The 20,102-nt window shown below is 56.4% G+C and carries 20 protein-coding genes and 2 pseudogenes; 5 read left to right on the top strand and 17 right to left on the bottom strand.

The window, feature by feature from the left end:
• Window positions 1-7 precede the first annotated feature (7 nt).
• Window positions 8-772, top strand: a complete 765-nt coding sequence (locus KW849_RS09030) for an ABC transporter ATP-binding protein (protein ID WP_046031503.1) — start codon at window positions 8-10, stop codon at window positions 770-772.
• 538 nt (window positions 773-1,310) lie between these two features.
• Here the strand turns inward: KW849_RS09030 and lysA are convergent.
• Window positions 1,311-2,549 carry a diaminopimelate decarboxylase gene (lysA, locus tag KW849_RS09025; RefSeq protein ID WP_218429053.1) on the bottom strand — a complete coding sequence of 413 codons (1,239 nt, stop codon included), beginning with the start codon at window positions 2,547-2,549 and terminating at the stop codon, window positions 1,311-1,313.
• 127 nt (window positions 2,550-2,676) lie between these two features.
• On the opposite strand from lysA, the gene KW849_RS09020 reads away from it, so the two are divergent.
• A complete protein-coding gene (locus KW849_RS09020; protein ID WP_218429052.1) occupies window positions 2,677-3,651 on the top strand; it encodes a LysR family transcriptional regulator in 975 nt (324 codons plus the stop codon).
• Here KW849_RS09020 and KW849_RS09015 read toward each other — a convergent pair.
• The 10 genes and pseudogenes from KW849_RS09015 to KW849_RS08975 all read right to left on the bottom strand — a co-directional run bounded on the left by KW849_RS09015 (window position 3,620) and on the right by KW849_RS08975 (window position 12,400).
• Entirely contained in the window at window positions 3,620-4,441 is an 822-nt protein-coding gene (locus KW849_RS09015; RefSeq protein ID WP_218429051.1) for a sulfite exporter TauE/SafE family protein, read from the bottom strand. The two genes, KW849_RS09020 and KW849_RS09015, sit on opposite strands and share 32 nt — an antisense overlap.
• 9 nt (window positions 4,442-4,450) lie before the next feature.
• Window positions 4,451-5,668 carry an FAD-dependent oxidoreductase gene (locus tag KW849_RS09010; protein WP_371319129.1) on the bottom strand — a complete coding sequence of 406 codons (1,218 nt, stop codon included), beginning with the start codon at window positions 5,666-5,668 and terminating at the stop codon, window positions 4,451-4,453.
• 51 nt (window positions 5,669-5,719) lie between these two features.
• Window positions 5,720-6,037: pseudogene (locus tag KW849_RS31810) on the bottom strand (TIGR01244 family sulfur transferase); the annotation flags it as partial.
• A 59-nt stretch (window positions 6,038-6,096) separates the two neighbouring features.
• Window positions 6,097-6,960, bottom strand: a complete 864-nt coding sequence (locus tag KW849_RS09005; protein WP_218429049.1) for an MBL fold metallo-hydrolase — start codon at window positions 6,958-6,960, stop codon at window positions 6,097-6,099.
• Window positions 6,961-7,018: 58 nt separating this feature from the next.
• A complete protein-coding gene (locus KW849_RS09000; protein WP_218429048.1) occupies window positions 7,019-7,777 on the bottom strand; it encodes an amino acid ABC transporter ATP-binding protein in 759 nt (252 codons plus the stop codon).
• A 4-nt stretch (window positions 7,778-7,781) separates the two neighbouring features.
• Window positions 7,782-8,471 (bottom strand): amino acid ABC transporter permease, encoded by a 690-nt coding sequence (locus tag KW849_RS08995; RefSeq protein WP_218429047.1) that lies wholly within the window; start codon window positions 8,469-8,471, stop codon window positions 7,782-7,784.
• Between the two features lie 2 nt (window positions 8,472-8,473).
• Window positions 8,474-9,169, bottom strand: coding sequence for an amino acid ABC transporter permease (locus tag KW849_RS08990; protein WP_218429046.1), 696 nt, complete (start codon window positions 9,167-9,169; stop codon window positions 8,474-8,476).
• Window positions 9,170-9,213: 44 nt separating this feature from the next.
• Window positions 9,214-10,059: an ABC transporter substrate-binding protein gene (locus tag KW849_RS08985; protein WP_218429045.1), complete on the bottom strand. Its 846-nt coding sequence runs from the start codon at window positions 10,057-10,059 to the stop codon at window positions 9,214-9,216.
• A 99-nt stretch (window positions 10,060-10,158) separates the two neighbouring features.
• On the bottom strand, window positions 10,159-11,337 hold the full coding sequence (locus tag KW849_RS08980; protein ID WP_218429044.1) for a PLP-dependent aspartate aminotransferase family protein: 1,179 nt from the start codon (window positions 11,335-11,337) through the stop codon (window positions 10,159-10,161).
• Between the two features lie 22 nt (window positions 11,338-11,359).
• Window positions 11,360-12,400, bottom strand: a complete 1,041-nt coding sequence (locus KW849_RS08975; RefSeq protein WP_218429043.1) for a PLP-dependent cysteine synthase family protein — start codon at window positions 12,398-12,400, stop codon at window positions 11,360-11,362.
• A 217-nt stretch (window positions 12,401-12,617) separates the two neighbouring features.
• Between KW849_RS08975 and KW849_RS08970 the strand changes: the two genes are divergently transcribed.
• A complete protein-coding gene (locus KW849_RS08970; protein WP_218429042.1) occupies window positions 12,618-13,076 on the top strand; it encodes an Lrp/AsnC family transcriptional regulator in 459 nt (152 codons plus the stop codon).
• Between the two features lie 427 nt (window positions 13,077-13,503).
• On the top strand, window positions 13,504-14,787 hold the full coding sequence (locus tag KW849_RS08965) for a cystathionine gamma-synthase family protein (protein ID WP_218429041.1): 1,284 nt from the start codon (window positions 13,504-13,506) through the stop codon (window positions 14,785-14,787).
• Window positions 14,788-14,859: 72 nt separating this feature from the next.
• Here the strand turns inward: KW849_RS08965 and KW849_RS08960 are convergent.
• The 5 genes and pseudogenes from KW849_RS08960 to KW849_RS08940 all read right to left on the bottom strand — a co-directional run.
• Window positions 14,860-14,928 (bottom strand): annotated as a pseudogene (locus tag KW849_RS08960) (DUF190 domain-containing protein); the annotation flags it as partial.
• 185 nt (window positions 14,929-15,113) lie between these two features.
• Window positions 15,114-16,334: an organoarsenical effux MFS transporter ArsJ gene (arsJ, locus tag KW849_RS08955; protein ID WP_218429040.1), complete on the bottom strand. Its 1,221-nt coding sequence runs from the start codon at window positions 16,332-16,334 to the stop codon at window positions 15,114-15,116.
• Between the two features lie 9 nt (window positions 16,335-16,343).
• Window positions 16,344-17,348 carry an ArsJ-associated glyceraldehyde-3-phosphate dehydrogenase gene (locus KW849_RS08950; RefSeq protein WP_218429039.1) on the bottom strand — a complete coding sequence of 335 codons (1,005 nt, stop codon included), beginning with the start codon at window positions 17,346-17,348 and terminating at the stop codon, window positions 16,344-16,346.
• Window positions 17,349-17,371: 23 nt separating this feature from the next.
• A complete protein-coding gene (locus KW849_RS08945; RefSeq protein ID WP_218429038.1) occupies window positions 17,372-17,515 on the bottom strand; it encodes a hypothetical protein in 144 nt (47 codons plus the stop codon).
• Window positions 17,516-17,557: 42 nt separating this feature from the next.
• Window positions 17,558-17,914, bottom strand: coding sequence for a metalloregulator ArsR/SmtB family transcription factor (locus KW849_RS08940; RefSeq protein ID WP_218429037.1), 357 nt, complete (start codon window positions 17,912-17,914; stop codon window positions 17,558-17,560).
• Between the two features lie 437 nt (window positions 17,915-18,351).
• Between KW849_RS08940 and KW849_RS08935 the strand changes: the two genes are divergently transcribed.
• Complete coding sequence (locus KW849_RS08935; protein ID WP_218429036.1) at window positions 18,352-18,708, top strand: hypothetical protein; 357 nt, start codon at window positions 18,352-18,354, stop codon at window positions 18,706-18,708.
• Between the two features lie 285 nt (window positions 18,709-18,993).
• Here the strand turns inward: KW849_RS08935 and KW849_RS08930 are convergent, their stop codons facing one another.
• Window positions 18,994-20,082 (bottom strand): ABC transporter ATP-binding protein, encoded by a 1,089-nt coding sequence (locus KW849_RS08930; RefSeq protein WP_218429035.1) that lies wholly within the window; start codon window positions 20,080-20,082, stop codon window positions 18,994-18,996.
• Between the last annotated feature and the right edge of the window lie 20 nt (window positions 20,083-20,102).

The following is a 20,102-nucleotide window of genomic DNA, read 5'->3' as shown; positions in this document are numbered from 1 at the left end:
CTTGTTCATGTACAAACTGACCGTTGAAAACCTGCACAAAAGTTATGGCAACCATGAAGTCCTCAAGGGCGTTTCGCTAAACGCCAAGACCGGCGATGTGATCAGCCTGATTGGCGCCAGTGGTTCGGGCAAGAGCACCTTTCTGCGTTGCATCAACTTCCTGGAAACGCCCAATGACGGCGCCATGAGCCTGGACAACCAGCCGATTCAAATGGTCCATGACCGCCACGGCATGCGCGTCGCCGACGCCAATGAACTGCAACGCATCCGCACTCGCCTGGCGATGGTGTTCCAACACTTCAACCTGTGGAGCCACATGACCGTGCTCGAGAACATCACCATGGCCCCACGCCGGGTGCTGGGCGTCAGCAAGAAGGACGCAGAGGATCGCGCCCGGCGCTACCTGGACAAGGTCGGTTTGCCGGCACGGGTGGCCGACCAATACCCGGCATTTCTCTCGGGTGGTCAGCAGCAACGGGTCGCCATTGCCCGTGCCCTGAGCATGGAACCGGAGATCATGCTGTTCGACGAGCCGACTTCGGCCCTGGACCCGGAACTGGTGGGCGAAGTGCTCAAGGTGATCCAGGGGCTGGCCGAAGAAGGCCGCACCATGATCATGGTGACCCACGAAATGAGCTTTGCGCGCAAAGTGTCGAACCAGGTGCTGTTCCTGCACCAGGGGCGGGTCGAAGAACAGGGTGCACCCGAGGACGTATTGGGTAACCCTAAAAGTGAGCGTCTGCAGCAGTTCCTCAGCGGCAACCTGAAGTAACTAGGGGGCGCTCTCAATTAGTTTCCCTACCGCGCCGGGTCTGCTGTTGTGCAGGGCAAGGCGCGAGAAGCGCAGTTTGGTCATTCCAAATCAGCTTCGAGCAACACAGCCCTGCACAACAGCAGGCCCGGCCCTTCGGGTTGTGCCTTAAAGCTGGCCAGGCTGCGTTGCAGGCCTTGGAAAGGGAACAACCATTCCCGGCGGCCTACGCCTTGCCTGGCCAGCTTTAAGGCGACAACGCGGTAGGGAAACTAATGGAGAACGCCCCCTAGAGCGCCTTCGAGCTACCGCAGGGTCGCTCGAAGGCGCTGGCTCACCCCTCAAAACGGGGGCCTGATGGTCCTCGTGCTCAAACGTCTGACGCGTGGTTCATCCAGCATGAATGGCCCACATGGAACGCTTGAAGTGCTGCCTGGACAGTGCGGCGGCTTCGAGCTTCTCGTACCGCCTTCGATTGCATAGCAAGTTGTCCTCATTGACGATTCAGGAAATTGTAGGCCCACTTCATCACTCGATTTTTACGCACGCCACCTGCTCCTTAAAGCCCCAACTCCAAGGCCAGCAAGTCCGACAATGGCTGTGGGCGTCTAATCAATCTGGCTTGCCCTTGCTCGATCAATACTTCCGGCAACAGGGGGCGGCTGTTGTAATTGGATGACATAGAGGCGCCGTACGCGCCCGTATCGTGCATGATCAGCAAGTCGCCAACCTGCGCCTCGGGCAGCAAACGGGGCGTCACACCGTCTTCATCCTGCGTAAAGATATCGCCGGATTCACACAGCGGGCCGCCCACCACGTAATCGTGTTCAACGCGATTGACGGGGGTACCCTCGGCGTCCAGCAAGGTCATGTGGTGATAGGCGCCATAGAGGGCCGGGCGCATCAGGTCATTGAAGCCGGCGTTCACCAGGATGAAGTTCCGGCGACCCACTTTTTTGACCGTGCGAACTTCCGTCACCAGACAACCTGACTCGGCAACCAAAAACCGGCCGGGTTCGATTTCCATCCGCACCGGATGACCGAGAAACGCCTCGATGTCCTGCCTGGCCTGATGCCATGCGTTGGCGTAACGCTGGATGTCAACCGGCTCATCGCCCTCGCGGTAGGGGGTGGAGAGCCCGCCACCAATAGAAAACGCTTCGATATCATGGTCGAGCATTTTCACGGCCGAGACCATTGCACAGCCCACTTGCTCCAGATGTGCGTAATCCACGCCCGAGCCGATATGCATGTGCAATCCCACCAGCTTCAGCCCGAACTGTCGAATGACGTCGAGCGCTTCGTGAACCTGGTCATGCCAGATGCCATGCTTGCTGTTTTCCCCACCGGTATTGGTCTTGCGGCTGTGACCGTGCCCGAACCCGGGGTTGATCCGCAGCCAGACGCGATGGCCCGAGGAGCGTTCGCCCAATTGGCGGAGCATGTCGATCGAACCGGTATTGACCTCGATATTCAGCTCGACCACGCGGCGCAATGTAGCCTCGTCGAACAGATCACACGTAAAAACGATGCCCGCTGGTGTGCCGGCCGGGCTGAAACCTGCCAGCAGTGCCCGCTCGATTTCACCCAGCGAGACGGCATCGACCCGAACGCCTTGCTCTCGTATCAAGCGCAGGATGTGCAGGTTGGAGCTGGCTTTTTGTGCGAATCGTACGGTCTCGAAGCACGCCAGTTGATCGACACGTGCCTTGATGGTCTGTGCGTCATAACACCAGAACGGGGTGCCATGTTCAGTGGCAATAGCGGCTAACTGCTGGAAGGCGGGCTGACTGGGCATAAAGATAGTCGATCTGATCAAGAGAGTGGCGACCATCATGCCGATTGCAGGGCATTCAATAAAATATCTTCTTTTTAGTTATCAATTCAGTTTTGATATGGGCTTCAAGCGATCATGAAGGTTGGGTATGAAAGTCTCGTTGCGGCATATCGAAGTTTTCCGAGCGATCATGCAAGCAGGCAGCGTCACGGGAGCGGCGCGCTTATTGTTGACCTCCCAACCGACGCTCAGCCGGGAACTGGCCCGGTTTGAAAGCCTTTCGGGTTTACGTCTGTTTGATCGGGAGGGCGGCAGGTTGGTACCGACGGCTCAGGCAATAATGTTGCTCGAAGAGGTCGAACGCTCCTATATCGGGTTGGAACGAATCAATAGCGTTGCGCAATCGATCCGTCGTTTCGAACATGGCCAACTCAGCATCACCTGCCTGCCGCTGTTTTCTCAGACGCTATTGCCCAACGTTTGCAAGCAGTTTCATCAGCAGCATTCGGGCATAGGCTTGAGTATCACCGCGCAGGAATCGCCCTTGCTCGAGGAGTCTCTCAGCGCACAGCGTCACGACCTTGGCTTGACCGAAAGTGAACATGTGCCAAGAGGCACCCGAGGGGAAATGCTCTTTTGTGCCGACATGGTCTGCATACTGCCAGAGGGGCATCCTTTGCTGTCCAGGTCGCTGCTGGCAATAGAGGACTTTCGCGGTGTCAATTTCATCAACCTGTCAGGCCTGGACATTTACCGTCAAAAGCTCGATCAGCACTTTAGTCACGCAGGTGTCGATCGGCATACCGTGATCGAAACCACCAATGCTGCGTCGGTCTGTGCCATGGTCAGGCAACAATTGGGCGTGGCGATCATCAACCCATTGAGCGCCGAGCAAGAGTCAGGCAGAGGATTGGTCATTCGACCAATCAACGTGTCCATTCCCTACCGAGTCATGCTGATAAGGCCTGATTTTCGACCCTCCTCAGTTTTCGTTGACGCCTTTTGCAAGGCATTGAGTGTTGAGGTGTCGAGTCTTGCCAGTGCCCTGGACAAGAGAATGGCGGGGGCCGGTCAGGTCGACGTACCTATGCTCAGTCCCAGGTTTTCCATATCCAGGTTTTGAGCATCAGGTAGCCCGCAACCACCAGGCATACGGCGGAAAAACCCAGTTGTATCGATTTGGCGGGAATCCTGGGTGAGAGGAGTCTTCCCAATAGCATTCCGCTCATACTCGCAGCGATAAAAACGCCGCCCGTGACCGTTATGTGGGCTCCTGCGTGAATTGCGCCTGTCACCGCGATAGCCGAGATCAGGGCGATAGTCATAAGTGAAGTCGCGACGATGCCATGCATGCGGATGTCTGAAAGCTGTTGAAAAGCAGGCACGATCAAGAACCCGCCTCCCACACCAAGCATCCCGGTGAGCAGTCCAGAAAGTGAGCCAACGACGGCAAGGCTGGCTGAGCATTTCGGTGTCCAGCGCAGTCGGCCGGTTTGAGGGTTGATCATGCAATTCTTTTCTTGCCAGCACTGCTGATTGTCGGTGGCCTTAGCCGAGATGCCGCTCGCCTGCCGAATCATGCGTATCGCCACAATGACCATAACCATGCTGAACATCGACGTCAGTACGGTGTCGGGCAGCAGATGGGCAAAATGCACGCCCAGGCGCGAAAACGCGGCCCCCAACAATGCCATCAGCAGGGCAGCCCGATAACGTACCAGACCTTTCCTCAGACCATCCACAGCCCCTACAGCTGCCGCTGCGCTGACGGCGAACAGCGCAGCGGGAGCAGACTCAGTCATTGACCACCCCAGGCCGATCACGAGTGCCGGCACGGCCAAAATTCCACCTCCCGCACCGGTAAGGCCGAGAATGATGCCGATGGCAATCCCGAATATTCCACTCAATAGCATGCTCGCGCCTCACTCAACCTTGGAGAGGCTGGTCAACCACTCACGGCCTTTGAGCATGCCGTTCCAATAGAACCAAGGCAGGAGCCGAGCCTTGAGGAACCATGCACTTTTTCGGGCGACCGTTGCGTCAAGGGGGAATGTGGGCAGCAGTTTCCCGCCGTAGCCGAACTCTGCCAGCACGACTTTGCCTTTTTCGACAGTCAACGGGCATGACCCATAGCCGTCGTAGCACAAGGGCATGGGCTGGTTGTCACGTGCTGCCATGAGGTTCTCGGCGACGACAACGATTTGTTTGCGCGCAGCGGCAGCGGTCTTGGCGTTACTGGTGGAGCAGACATCACCGAGCGCAAACACGTCCGGATAGCGGCTGTGTTGCAGCGTCCCCGGATCCACTTCACACCAACCGGCCTCGTCCGCCAGAGGACTTGTGCGGATGAAGTCAGGGGCGACCTGCGCGGGGACGACATGGAGCATGTCGAAGGTCTTGGCCTGGCGAATGACTGCGCCGTGTTCGTCCTTGCTTTCAAACCAGGCTGTCCGGCTCGGGCCGTCAACTTTCACCAGGTTCGAGCCGAATACCAAGTGTGCTTGATACTTCTCGATGTATTTCATCAGGGGAGGGACGAAGGCCGGTACACCGAACAGCACTGCGCCAGCGAGATTGAACTCGACCTGCATGTTCTGCAGAACACCTGACTTTTGCCAATGATCGCAGGAAAGGTACAGGGCCTTCTGCGGGGCGCCAGCACATTTGATCGGCATCCCAGGCTGGGAAAAGAGGGCCTTGCCTTTGCGTAGTCCCTGCACCAGTTGCCAGGTGTAGGCACACAGATCATAGCGGTAGTTGGAAGTCACCCCGTTCTTGCCCAGGGTTTCTTCCAGCCCTTCGATTTTCTCCCAGGCTAGCCGCAGTCCCGGGCAGACGATGAGATTTTGATAAGCGACGCTTTTGCCGTTATTCAGCTCTAGACGTTTTCCTTCGGGCAGGGCCTTGACCACTGCCGCCTTGATCCAGGTTACGCCACGGGGGATGACCTGCGACATGGGTCTGACAGTCTTGCGCGCGTCATAAGCCCCCCCACCGACCAGCGTCCAGGCCGGCTGGTAGTAGTGCTGATCATTGGGTTCGATGAGCGTGATCTGGAGATCGGGTGCACGCTTGAGCAGGCTTGCCACGACACCGATGCCTGCCGACCCGCCACCAATGACCACGACGTCGGCAGTGATATCGGGGCATTTTGTGGCAACTTCACTTCGCGCGGCACACGCCGACGCTTTTTGGTAAAGCCTGGTAGAGCGATTACCGGTACGACAAAAAGCCAATACCGGTGCAGGCAGGATGTCCAGCAAGTCGGCAAAATGCCGTACATCGTTTTCACTGATGGTGTCGGGCTGAACCGGGAAATAAGCAAACTCAAGGTCTAGCCGTTTGGCTTCGGCGTGTATGGCCGCGCTGGCAGGTTGATCCGCGCCACCTTCACAATCCGGTCGGTTACAGATGATTGAGCGAAAACCCAGATTGGCGGCTTCGTTCAAATCTTCTGGGGTTAATTGACCGGTTGTTGCAAAGTTTTTGCTGTGAGTGGTGATTTGCATGCCATTTAGACTCGTAAAGAGGTTATCCATTTCGCCCTGCCTGAACTCAATCAAGGTGTTCAGAACATATTGAGCGGTATCTTCAAATAACTGATGCCATTGACCCTGGCCGCAGGTGTCTCACCGGCTCGCATGTTGATCTGCACTGACGGCAGCAGCAGCCTGGGCTGATTCAGGGTCTTGTCGCGCGTCGAGCGCAGAGCAACGAAATCAGCCTCGGCGATGCCCTTGCCGATATGGATGTTGTGCGCGCGCTCCTCGTCCACCGTGCTCTGGTAACAGTAGGCGTCGCGGCCGGGCGCTTTGTAGTCGTGGCACATGAACAGCCGCGTGCTGCCCGGCAGCTGGAACAGCCGGCCAATCGAGTGGTACAACTGGTGTGCGTCACCGCCAGGAAAATCGCAGCGGGCGGTGCCGCAATCGGGCATGAACAACGTGTCACCGACGAAAGCGGCATCTTCGATCAGGTACGTCACGCAGGCCGGGGTATGGCCAGGCGTGTGCAGCACACTGACGGCCAGGGCGCCGACATGGAATGTTTCGTTGTCGACGAACAATCGATCGAACTGGCTGCCGTCCGGGCACCAGTCATCGTCGGCGTCGAACAGCGTGGCAAAGGCCTTCTGCACCTGAGGAATACGGTCGCCAATGCCGATCTGTCCACCCAGTTGACGCTTGAGGTAACGGGCAGCCGAGAGGTGGTCGGCATGCACATGGGTTTCCAGAATCCACTCCAGCGTTAGCGCGTTGGCGCGCACATGCTCGATAAGGCGCTCGACACTTGAATACGAGATACGCGCGGCGGCGGCATCGTAGTCGAGCACCGGATCGATGATCGCGCAGTGCCGGGTCACCGGGTCGATGACCAGGTAACTGTAGGTACAGCTCTCGGCGTCGAAGAACGACTCGACATCAAATTGCATGGTCATTGCCTCCATTCTCAAGGGGGCGGCCATCGAGCCTGCCCCCCCTGTACTCCATTCAGCAGGCTTGCGGCATACCACTCTCGACCCAGGGCGAGCGGATATCGGACAGGAATCGTTGTGCACGAGGGTGTTCAGGGCGCTGGAAGAAAGACTCGGGCGTCGCTCGTTCGAGCACTTTGCCTTGATCCATGAAGATCACTCGATCGGCCACTTCACGCGCGAAACCCATCTCATGGGTGACGCACACCATGGTCATGCCTTCCTTGGCCAGGCTTTTCATTGCTTGAAGCACTTCGCCGACCATCTCCGGGTCCAACGCGGAAGTGGGTTCATCGAACAGCATCACCGGTGGGTTCATTGCCAATGCCCTGGCGATGGCTACGCGCTGTTGCTGACCACCCGATAACTCGGATGGGTAAGCGCATGCCTTGTGAGCCAGCCCTACGCGGTCCAGCAAGTTCATGGCCAGATCGTCCGCTTCCTTGGCGCCCAGCTTGCGCAGGCGACGCGGTGCCAGCGTGCAGTTCTCAAGAACGGTGAGGTGGGGAAACAGATTGAACTGCTGGAACACGAAGCCAATACCGCTGCGCAAGGCGTTCACGCTGACGGAGCGATCATGGATATCCACGCCATCGATAAAGATATTCCCGCTCTGGATAGCTTCCAGCCGATTGAGCGTGCGAATCATCGTCGACTTGCCGGAGCCTGACGGACCGCAGACCACGACCACTTCACCCTTGGCGACGGTTTCGTTGATGTCATCCAGGGCATGGTAACTGCCATACCACTTGTTAACGTTTTTCAGTTTGATCATGGGGTTAAACCTCTGCAGTTCGAACAGCGAGACGTCTTTCCAGCCAGAAGGCGAAGCGAGACAAGCTGAAGCACATGACGAAGTAAGTGAGACCGAGCACGGCATAGACCTGGACCGGCTTGGTGAGCAACTGAGCACTGATCTGCGAGGCGACGAAGGACACTTCCGAGAGGCTGATGATGTAACCCAGCGAGGTCTCCTTGATGGTGGAGACAAACTGATTCACCAGTGAGGGCAGCATGTTGCGAAAGGCCTGGGGCATGATGACCAGGCGCATTGTGGCCAGGTACGAAAAGCCGAGTGAACGGGAGCTTTCCATTTGCCCGCGAGGCAATCCGAGAATGCCTGCGCGAATGATTTCTGCGAGGTAGACCCCATCAAAAATCACCAGGGCAGCCAACATGGTGCCAAATTGATCGGTGCGTTGACCGGTCAGGGTTGGCAGAAGGAAATAGGCCCAGAAAATCACCATCAGCAATGGCGTTCCGCGCAGTACGTACACAAGCCCCGTGACCGGCAGACGCAACAGTGGGTAAGGACTGATGCGACAGAGTGCGAGCAGCACCCCAACAGGGAAAGCCAATACCAAGGCCAACGCTGCCAGGATCAGCGTCATCGCCAAGCCGCCCAAGGGGCCGTTCGGGTACTGGCCAATCAGGTAGAAAAGCCCATAGTTGTGGATGATATCGAGCATCGTCAGGCACTCCGGACGGGATAGCGTTGCTGGTACCAACTGGACAGCAGCGTGATGATGATCGAGATGCCGACATAACCTGCCGTGGTAACGGCGTACGATTCGAAACCCCGGAATGTGGAGCTTTCCACCTGCTGGGCCTGATACATCATTTCAGCGACGCCGATCACCATGGCGATGCTGGTGTTCTTCCACAGGTTAAGTGTCTGGCTAATCAGCGGTGGCACTGTCACCCGTAGTGACTGTGGGAGGATGACCAGACGCATGGTGCTGAGGAAGCCAAAGCCCAGGGTTCTGCCGGACTCCATTTGCTCCTTGGGAATGGAACGCAAGCCGCTGCGGATGTCCTCGGACATGTAGGCTGCCGTGTAGAGCACCAGAGCGATAACCGCGCTGACCGCTTCGATATTGTGTTCGTAGATCCATGCCTTGATGGGGGTTGGCAGCAGCTCCGGTGCCCCGAAATACCAGAACAGCATGTGTGCCAGCAGCGGGACGTTGCGTATGGCTTCCACATAAGTGATCGCGATTGCCCGGAGTGCAGCGTAAGGGGCCATTCGCAATACAGCGATGACGATTGCCAGCGGTAGGGCAATGGCCAACGAGATCAATGCGAGTTGGATGGACAGCAGGAAGCCACTGATGAGCCAGTCGTGATACTGCCCGGAGAGCACAACCGATAAATCAAACGTATTCATAACCAGTCCCGTGGCCCGACCCAAAGGTCGGGCCCTCAATGAAGTTAGTTGATTTGGTCGGTTTCGATCTTGAATGAGCGGCTGGCAAATTTCATGTTGGTCTCAGGACCAAACCATTTGGTGAAGAGCGTCTCAGCCTTGCCAGACGACTCCAGATCGCGCAGCGTCTTGTTCACCTGCTCCTGGAAGGCGGGTTCTTCTTTTCTCAGGCCCAGCGCAATATGCTCGGTGGACAGGGGCGTTGGGAGAATCCGAAAATCTTTTGCCGCATCACCCAGCTTGGCGAAGTTGCCGGCCAATGAGGTCTCATCGTTGGCGTAACCCAAGCCTTTGCCCTGTTGCAGGGCGAGCAAAGCTTGAGGGTTGCTGTCGAACGATACGATCTGGGCGTCAGCGATCTTCGCGCGGATGCTCTGCTCCATGGTGGAGCCTTTGATTGTCAGAATTTTCTTGCCGGCCAGTTGGTCGAGTTGATTGACGCCACTGTCAGCCTTGACCATGACTTTCTGACCCGTGATAAAGGTCGAAAGGGAGAAGTTGATCAATGCTTCGCGTTCTTTGTTATGCGTCAGGGAGGCAGCCAGAAGATCGACACGGCCTTGTTGTAATTCAGGAATACGTGCGGCGACGGTCAATTGCTTGAGTACCGGTTTGACCCCGATGGTCGCGGCAATGGCGTTGCACATGTCGACGTCGTAACCGACGATCGCGCGAGACGCTGGGTCCTTGATGTAGCTGAACGGCTCGTCGGTGCCGAGCACACCACAGACCAACTCACCCTTGGCCTTGATATCGCTGAGTTGATCAGCTGCAGCAGAGAAGCTGGTTACCAGCGTCAGTGCCAGTACTGCGGTTTTCCAGTGTTTTTTGAGCATGCGGTTCGTTTGCATTTTATAGACCTTATTGTTTGATAAACGGAACGCCGGTTTTCATGAAACGTCAGTGCAATGGACCTCGATACCCTCTTGTGGGTGGAGTGGGAATTTCTGTTATTCGACGTTGGTCGTGGGTAGCCGCACAAAGCCCGCATTCAAATCGGCGATCAGATCGTCGACATGTTCCAGGCCGATGGAGAGGCGGATCAGGTTCTCGCTGATGCCCAGGCCGATTTTCTGTTCATGGCTCAACGAGTTGTGCGACATGCTGTAGGAGTGGTTGATCATGCTCTCGACTCCGCCCAGGGAATCGGCCAATACAAAGATCGACAGCTTTTCGATGAAGGGTGCTATCGCCTTGCGATTGGCCTTCAACTTCAACGAGACCACTGCGCCGCCAGAACGCATCTGGCGTTTGCACAGTTCGTGCTGCGGATGGCTTTCCAGTCCGGGGTAATACACCGCCTCTACCTGCGGGTGCTGGTTGAGGTAGCGAGCGATCTGTAGCGCATTGCTGCACTGGCGCTCCATGCGCACGTCGAGGGTCTTGAGCCCACGCAGGGCGAGGTAGCAGTCGAACGGTCCCTGGACTGCTCCAATGGCCATGCTGATGCCGCGCAGGCGGGTGAACAGTTGCTCATCGGCTGCCACCACGACTCCACCGATCAGGTCGGAGTGCCCACCAATGTATTTACTCGCTGAGTGCATCACCAGGTCGACGCCGTGCTCGATCGGACGCTGGTTCCAGGGTGAGCAGAAGGTGTTGTCGACGCAAGTCAGGATGCCGTGGGCACGGGCAAACTCTGTCACGCACGGGATGTCCACCAGCTGCAGCAGAGGGTTGGTCGGTGTCTCGATCCAGATCAGCCGGGTGTTGTCGCGGCGACTGGCGGCCAGTGCCTCAAGGTCATTGAGGTCGACGTAAGTGGTGGTGAGCCCGGACGTCTTGCTGCGGTAGTCTTCCATCAGACGGAAGGTGCCCCCGTAGACGCCCGCCATCACGATTACATGGGAGTCCTTGGGCAATAGCTCAAGCACGGTGGCGGTCGCAGCCAGACCCGAAGCGCAGGCCACGGCTCCAAGGCCATGCTCCAACTGCGCAATGCAGCTCTCATAGGCATGTCGGGTTGGGTTACCCACTCGTCCGTAGGCGTAGTCCGGGTTGTCGTCAAGGCTGCGCTTGATGAACGAACTGGAGGTGACGATCGCCGGGAAGATGGTGTTGTCGGCATAGGTCGACTGTTCGCCAGCGTGGATCACTTGGGTCGAAAAGTTGCTCTTGTTCAGGCTCATAATCAGTCGTGACTCACGTGTATTAAAGGTAGCAATCGAGTTGTTTCGCATAGGGTGTGATGTCGCCGATGTGGCGAGCGACCCAGTCGCGGTCGTAATAGGTGTCCAGATAGCGTTCACCGCTATCGCACATCAGGGTCACGATAGAACCCTGCAGACCTTGCTCTTGCATCCTCGATGCGACTTTCAGTGCGCCCCACATGTTGGTACCAGTGGACCCCCCTGGCTTCCTCCCGAGTACTTTCTCCAGCCAATAAAGGGTGGCGATGCTGGCCGCGTCGGGGATCTTGAGCATGTCGTCGATCACATCTGGCAGGAACGACGGCTCGACCTGGGGACGACCGATGCCTTCTATGCGACTGCCTTTGCTGCCGGTAAGACTTGAGTCGCCTGTTCGATAGCTGTCATAGAAAACCGAGTGCTCGGGGTCCACCACGATCAGTTGAGTGTCATGACCCTTGTAGCGGATGTAGCGGCCGATGGTGGCGGTAGTGCCGCCAGTCCCTGCACTCATGACCACCGCGTGGGGAATGGGGTGCGCCTCGCCGGTCAATTGCTGGAAGATACTGTCGGCAATATTGTTGTTGCCACGCCAATCCGTTGCCCGCTCGGCATAGGTAAACTGATCCATGTAGTGCCCTTCGCTTTCGCGTGCCAGGCGCTGCGCCTGGGCATAGACCTCTGACGAATGATCAACGAAGTAACAGTGCCCGCCGAGCAGCTCGAGCTGCTCTTTCTTTTTGCTCGCGGTGTTGCGCGGCATGACGGCAGTGAAGCGCAGGCCAAGCATTTTGGCGAAGTAGGCTTCGGACACAGCAGTGCTGCCCGAGGATGCCTCGACCACATGGGTACCCTCTCGGATCTTGCCACTGCAAATGGCATGTAGAAAAAGCGAGCGTGCCAGCCGATGTTTGAGACTGCCAGTTGGATGTGTGCTCTCGTCCTTGAGATAAATGTCGATGCCCTTCAACCCTGGAATTTCCAGCTTGTGGATGTGGGTGTCGGCGGAGCGCAGCAGATCGCAGGAGATACGGCTGACTGCTGTACGGATCCAATCGTTCACAGAGTTTCCCTCGCCCCGGCAGGCGTCAACGGCATAAGGACCATCGCCTGAGGCGTGGCGAGTGTGGCGATGATCTTCTTCATTTTTGAGTGGCTCCAGGCACGGTTTTCATGGTGTAAATCCTACTGCCGCCCACTCGAAATTTAATTTCCATTTCTTCAGTCCTTAGGCTATTTTTTAGAAAAAAATTCTACGAACTCACAAACAAGAAGAAAAAATGGATAGCTTTGATCGCCACATCCTCTCCCTCCTGCAACGCGATGCCGACATGCCTATCAAAGATCTGGCTGAAGCCGTCAACCTTTCAACGACCCCCTGCTGGAAGCGGATCAAGAAACTCGAGAAAGAGGGCTATATCAGGGCCAAAGTAGCCCTGCTGGACCCAGTGCTGCTGGGTCTTGGGTTAACGGTGCTGGTGCAGGTCAAGACGCAGCGTCATGACAAGGTCTGGCTGGATACATTCGCCAAGACCGTGTCGCAGTTCGAGGAAGTGATGGCGTTCTATCGGATGTCGGGGGACTGGGACTATATGTTGCGCGTTGTGGTGAGCGACATTGCCGCCTATGACACTTTCTACAAGAAGCTGATCACGAGCGTCGACGGACTTTCCAACATCACATCAAGCTTTGCCATGGAGCAGATCAAGTACACGACGGCGCTGCCTTTACCTCGATAATCTGCTGTTTGTGGCAGGTGCATCTGCCACAAAGCAATCTCTGACAGGACAGCGGTGTACCTGTTACAGGCCCGCGCCCTGCCCACCCATTCTGCTGCTACCGCTCTGCGAATGGGACGATTACCGAAAGCGATACACGTTCCGTCAACTTTCTATTGTTGGACGTCCATTGCCCCGAGGAATCCTGAGTACCTTCAGAGCGCCATTTCATCCGGATACGCTTTCTCATTATCGGGTTTTAACGAAATCGACCGTTTTGGAGAATGATTTTTCTCATTCCACGAAAAACCTGACAAAAATTGAAAAATTCATACTCCCCCTTCTGAATACACTCTTTCCATCACAAACAGGCTCAAAAACGATGCCTTCGAGGGCGGTGCGTTTATGAGCGATGAGTCTTGATCGCAAACTCAGAAAGGTGCGGCTTATGTCTTATTCCAGCTATCACAAAAAAACTATCGGAAGCCATGCGTTGCACCCTGAGACATTGATGATGTCTTATGGTTACGACCCGTTCCTCTCGGAAGGCGCAGTCAAACCACCGGTTTTCCTGACCTCCACCTTTGCGTTTCGCACGGCTGAGGAAGGTGCAGAATTCTTCGATGTCGTGTCGGGTCGTAAACCGATTCCGCAGGATTCATCAGCTGGCCTGGTCTACAGCCGCTTCAATCATCCCAACCTGGAAATCGTCGAGGACCGCCTCGCGCTGCTGGATGGCTCAGAAGCCGCCGCAATTACATCCAGTGGAATGTCCGCCATCAGTGCTGTTTTGTTTGCGTTTCTGCGCCCAGGCGATCAACTGGTGCAATCGGCACCGCTGTACGGTGGTACTGAGACCCTGATTAGCAAGATTCTCTCGGATTGGGGCATCGGCTCGCATGGTTTTGACGACGGCCTGTCCATGCAATCCATTGCAGATGCACTGGAAACTGCTGCCTGCAAGGGGCCAGTTAGAATTTGCTATATCGAGACTCCGGCTAACCCGACCAACGCACTGATCGACCTGGAAGGGTTGCGCAAGGAAATAGACGCTTTCGAAACGCGCCATAGCTACCGGCCATTAATTGTCTGCGATAACACCCTGCTCGGGCCTATCTTCCAGAAGCCGGTGAAACACGGTGTTGACCTGTGCGTGTATTCGCTGACCAAGTATGTGGGTGGACACAGTGACCTTGTTGCCGGAGGCATTACGGGCACCAAAGAGCTGGTCAGCAAAATACGCAGCGTTCGCAGCTCGTTCGGCTCGCAACTCGATCCACATTCCTCATGGATGATCTCCCGCTCGATGGAAACGCTCGTCCTGCGCATGAAAGAGGCCGCAAGAACCGGCACCGTGATCGCTCGCTGGCTGGCCAGCAACCCCCACCAGAAAGTCGTCGTTCTGCATCCAGAGCTTATTGAGGATGGCAGCTATCAGGAGGTCTACCGCCGGCAATGCACGGGCCCTGGCTCAACCTTCTCGTTCGTACTGGACGGCGGTCGCGAACGGGCCTTTCGCTTTATCAACGCCCTGCATCTTTTCAAGTCGGCTGTCAGTCTCGGAGGCACCGAGTCCCTGGTTTGTCATCCAGCTTCGACCACACAATCGGGTGTGCCGCAGGCTCTGCGCAGTAAAGCAGGGGTGTCCGAGGGGTTGATCCGGATCTCGATTGGCCTCGAGCACGAGGAAGATCTGATCGCTGATCTGGATAATGCTCTGCGTCAATGCTGAGCACCTGAGGAAAACAATGAGAAGCTGAAAAAACAGGTTCTTCACGGATTACCGGGAAGAACCTTTTGTTTAGCCCGTAGACAGGGTCGCACCACGCAGGCCCATTTTTTTGGCCAAATCAACAATCCATTCGCCGAGCATCTTCCCTTGATAGCGACGAGACTCTTTTTGATCGCAGCCACTGCCTGGCAACACGGAGAGTAAAACGGGTAAAACAGTTAAGACACTTGTGAACCGGTTCATGACTTGCCTCCAACACTTGCCTGCCTTACCTCAAATGCCTGGCTGCTGATAGCGATTGGCTGCAAGCCACCTTCAGGGCGGCTTCACATCGCCTCGGCATGCCTCGGTAACCCGATAGAAATCAGCGCTGCGAGCAGCACAAAGGCGCTCGATATCCACAAGCACGCCCCCAGCCCATACACCTGATAAATCCAGCCGGAAAGCACCGTACCTATCAACCGCCCCATGGCGTTCGACATGTAATAAAACCCCACATCCAGTGACACACCATCTTCCTTGGCGTAGGACACGATCAGATAGCTGTGGAGCGATGAATTCACTGCGAACAACGCACCAAAAGCCATCAATCCACCCAACAGCACCCCCTGTTGCGACAGCCCGGTGTTCAGCCCGAGAGCAATGCCAGCAGGCAGACCGGCCAGTGCCAGCGCCCACAGAAATGCTGCACGACCATCCGGTACGTGCCCACGCTTCTTTCCAGTGATGTGGGGCGCGAAGGACTGCACGATGCCGTAGCCAATCACCCAGGACGCCAGGAAGCCGCCAACCTTCCAGAAGTCCCAGCCGAACACGCTGCTCAGGTACACCGGCAAGGCCACCACGAACCAGACATCGCGGGCACCGAACAGGAACATCCGGGCTGCTGACAGAATGTTGATCGCCCGGCTCTTGGACAGGATGTCGCGAAACCTGGGTTTGGCTTTCGCTTTGCCCAGGTCCTTCTTCAACAGGATCAAGCTGCTGACCCAGATCAGCGCCAGGACACCCGCCATGGCCAGCAAGGCGCCCTTGAAGCCGATCAATGCCAGCAAGGCTCCGCCAAGAAAGAAGCCGACACCCTTGAGTGCGTTCTTCGAGCCGGTGAGGATTGCCACCCACTGGTAGAGCTTGCCCTGCTGCCCATCAGGAACCAGAAGCTTGATGGAGCTTTTGGCACTCATCTTGTTCAGGTCTTTGGCAATCCCCGACAGCGCCTGCGCGCCCATCACCCACGGGATGGTCAGCCAGACCACCGGAACCGTCAGCATCAGCAGCGCCGCAACCTGGAGGCCGAGTCCGATGTTCATGGTTCGGTTCAGCCCCAGCCGGGCGCCGAGGTAGCCCCCCACCAGGTTGGTGATCACGCCAAAGAGCTCGTAGAACAGAAACAATGCCGCGATTTGCAGTGGGCTGTAGCCCAACGTGTGAAAGTGCAGCACCACCAACATGCGCAAGGCGCCGTCGGTGAGGGTGAAGGCCCAGTAGTTGCCTGTCACGAGCAGGTACTGCCGCACTTGCGGCGCGAGGGCTGACAACGCTTTCATGACCGCTCCTCAGACCGCCAGACCGACCATTTTCGCCAGTTCGACAGTGCGGTTGGCATAACCCCATTCGTTGTCGTACCAGGCATAAAGTTTGACCTGGGTGCCGTTGATGACCATGGTCGACAGCGCATCGATGATCGATGAGCGCGGGTCGGTACGGTAGTCGATGGACACTAGCGGACGCACCTCGAAACCGAGGATGCCTTTGAGCTCGTTCTCGGAAGCATCCTTGAGCAACTGATTCACTTCTTCCACAGTGGTGGCACGCTCGACTTCAAAGACACAATCGGTCAGCGAAGCATTGGCCAGTGGCACGCGTACGGCGTGACCATTCAGGCGCCCACGCAGCTCCGGGAAGATTTCGGCAATGGCGGTGGCCGAGCCGGTGCTGGTTGGAATCAAACTCATGCCGGAGGCACGCGCACGGCGCAGATCCTTGTGCGGCTGATCGAGAATGCTCTGGGTGTTGGTCAGGTCGTGGATGGTGGTGATCGAACCGTGGCGAATGCCCAGCTTTTCGTGGATAACCTTGACGACAGGGGCCAGGCAATTGGTGGTGCAGGAGGCGGCGGTCACAATGCGATGCTGCGCAGGGTCGAACAGGTGCTGGTTAACGCCCATCACCACGTTCAAGGCGCCCTGCTCCTTGACCGGTGCACAGACCACCACACGCTTCACGCCTTGGTCCAGGTAAGCCTGAAGCACCGCGACGGTTTTCATCTTGCCGCTGGCTTCAATCACCAGATCGCAGCCCGACCAATCGGTGTCGGCAATCGCCTTGTTGGCCGTTACCTTGATGCGCTTATTGTCGATGACGACGCTATCGCCTTCGGCGCTGGCTTCGTTGTTCCAACGGCCATGCACCGAGTCGAAGTTGATCAGGTGCGCATGGGTCGCCGCGTCCCCTGCCGGATCGTTGATCTGCACGAATTCGAACTCTGGCCAACTCCAGGCAGCTCGCAGAGCGAGGCGACCGATGCGTCCAAAACCATTGATGCCAACTTTGATAGTCATGTTGTTGTGCTCTGTATTTGTTGTCAGTGGGCGTTCGACTGGGTATCGAACTGGCCGATGTAGTCGATATGGGAAATCAGCACTGGCACTTCCACCAACGGGCCAATCACCGTGGCGAAAGCGATGCTGCGACAGCTATTGGCAGTGCAGAGGAACAAGATTTTCATCGAGCGATCTCGTATTCGAAGGCGCAATCAGACGATCTGGCTTTAACAACAGGCGATTGCCCTTTCAGGACGGTCGCCCATCTCTTCAAGGCGTTTGGCATCAGGACTTAACCAGTGCTTGTTGCTTTCGAGCACCGTGGTCAGCACTTGATGAACCCAATCCGGCAGATTGGGGTGCAGTCGGTAATAGACCCATTGGCCTTGCCGACGGTCCGACAACAGGCCACAGGTTCTCAGTTGTGCGAGGTGCCTGGAGATTTTTGGCTGACTCTCGTTCAGCGCGCAGGTCAGCTCGCAAACACATAGCTCTCCTTCACGGGTGATGAGCATCATCGTGCGCACCCGAGTGTCGTCAGCCAGGCATTTGAAAACAGTGGTCGGTGTCAGATGGTCAGCCATATCGGTTCTCAGTGTTTGTTTTTGACCAAGACGAACATCTTGATGCGCTCATGAATTTCATGAAGGAGGAACACGGGATTTGCTGGCCATTGTGAAGCATCAGCTCATATACGGTTTATCGCATATATGGATTACCGCATGCAACGTAACGAGACAACTGCAAACCAATACATCAAAGCGATTGGACTCCGTACCACTGCATGCGCCTCGACATCGACGCCCCGATGGACTGCCACGCTCCCTGGCCGGGAGCATTCGAAAGGTGCACGACTGCAAGTGCTGATCGCCGACCGCCTCGGCATGACGGTTGAGAATGCCCAGGATCTGGTATCGATGGGGTGACTGTCGGTCTCACCTTTTGTCGTAAGCCGATTGACTGACAGAGACCTTTGGAGCCCAGTGATCAGCTGGCTAAACCTGATCAGGAGAGGAGCACCATGTCGAAGATAACGGTGATATCCGGTGACTTTCTGACAGGTGCTGCTGAATTTCAATCTGGACTGTTCATTTTAAATTCCGCAGTAAAACCTTCCCTTAAAATAAAGATACCCCTTTCAAAACTGGAAACTTTAGAAACAGCAACCGAGGAAATAGTTAATAAGAAAGGGAGCGTTATTCGATGGAACCTGGCTGGAGCATTGCTTTTAGGTCCGGTTGGACTGGTTGCGGGCTGGTGGCTATGCGACAAAGAAAAGGAAATAACTTTCTACGCAAAATTCAAGGATGGCCGCTGCCTTCTTGCCACAACTGATGTCGACACTTACTCTAAAATCTCTGCGTCTGCCCTCAAGTAACACCATTCCCCCTCCCCTTCAAAGTCAGCCGCTATTGAAGCTGCAAGTACTTACTTGAGCTCCTGCGGTGTTCTGCTCTACGAGAGTCCAGTGACGGCCATCAAGAGCCGACGTTTTTGTGGGGGAAAAATAGGGGAAATCCATTTCATCGACCAAAATCATCCTCGAAGAACCCGAGTTGCTGACTGCAATTGATGCCGGCCGGATAGTTACCTGCAAACCATTGGCCCACTGCTGATTCAAGTGGTGCGCTTGCATTATCACGCCTGGTTGCAAACCAGCGAGTCAGTCCCCACGCAGAATCAGCGCATGCGCGCCATCCCACTCGGCGAAGATTTTTTGCCCGCAGTGCACGCCAGGCAAGTTGTAATCGGCATGCCGTTTCTGCACCTGCAACTCAAGCCCGCCGCTGGCTTCGAGATAGATGTTGACCATCGAGCCGATGAACTCTTCACCGACGACGGTGCAGTTCAGCCGGTTGCGTCGCATAGGCTGCGCGGTCAGGTCGATATGCTCGGCGCTTACGCAGACCGTAACGCGCTCAGCGGGAACAACCGTTTTACCCTCAGGCAGCCGCGCAAGGAAACCACCGTGCTGCGAATCGAGGCAAACCAACCCGCTATCGTCGAAGCCAACGACAGTGCCTTCAAGGATGTTTTTACCGCCAACGAACTCGGCAACGAAGCGGTTGTGAGGCTCAAGGAAAACGTCCTGCGGCGAGCCGATCTGTTCGACCCGGCCTCGACTCATGATCACTACACGATCGGCCATTGCAAAGGCTTCGGATTGACTGTGAGTGACGTAGACAAAGGTGATACCCAGGTCCTTCTGCAGTCCAGTCAGCACGCCTTGCATGCGCACACTCAGATGAGCATCCAGGGCACTCAGGGGCTCGTCGAGCAGCAGGATCGGCGGTTCGGTGACCAACGAGCGCGCCAACGCCACGCGTTGCCGCTGGCCACCGGAGAGCAGGCTTATATCGCGAGTGGCGAACTCCTCCAATCCGAGCCGCTCAAGCCACAGTAGCGCCTTCTTGCGTCGCTCAGCCTTGGCCATCCCTCTCATTCGCAGACCGAACTCGACATTCTCCAGCACGTCAAGAAACGGGAACAGCGCCAGGTTTTGCCAGACCAGCGGCGTCTCCCGTTCCCAGGAGTAGAGATCATTGATGCGCTCACCGTTAAGACGAATTTCGCCTTCACTGGGTTTATCCAGCCCCGCGAGCATGCGCAGCGTTGTGGTTTTACCGCAGCCGCTCGACCCCATGATCGCGACGAACTCACCTTTGTAAATTTCCAGGTTCATACGCTCGACAGCCTGATAGCTACCGAAATGTTTAACCACGTTGTCGAATACCACCAACGGTTGAGTCATGGCTGAATCCTTCGTGTTCG

It is taken from the genome of Pseudomonas sp. PDM26, from assembly GCF_019219185.1.
Taxonomy (GTDB): domain Bacteria; phylum Pseudomonadota; class Gammaproteobacteria; order Pseudomonadales; family Pseudomonadaceae; genus Aquipseudomonas.
This window is presented reverse-complemented; position numbering and strand designations above follow the sequence as displayed.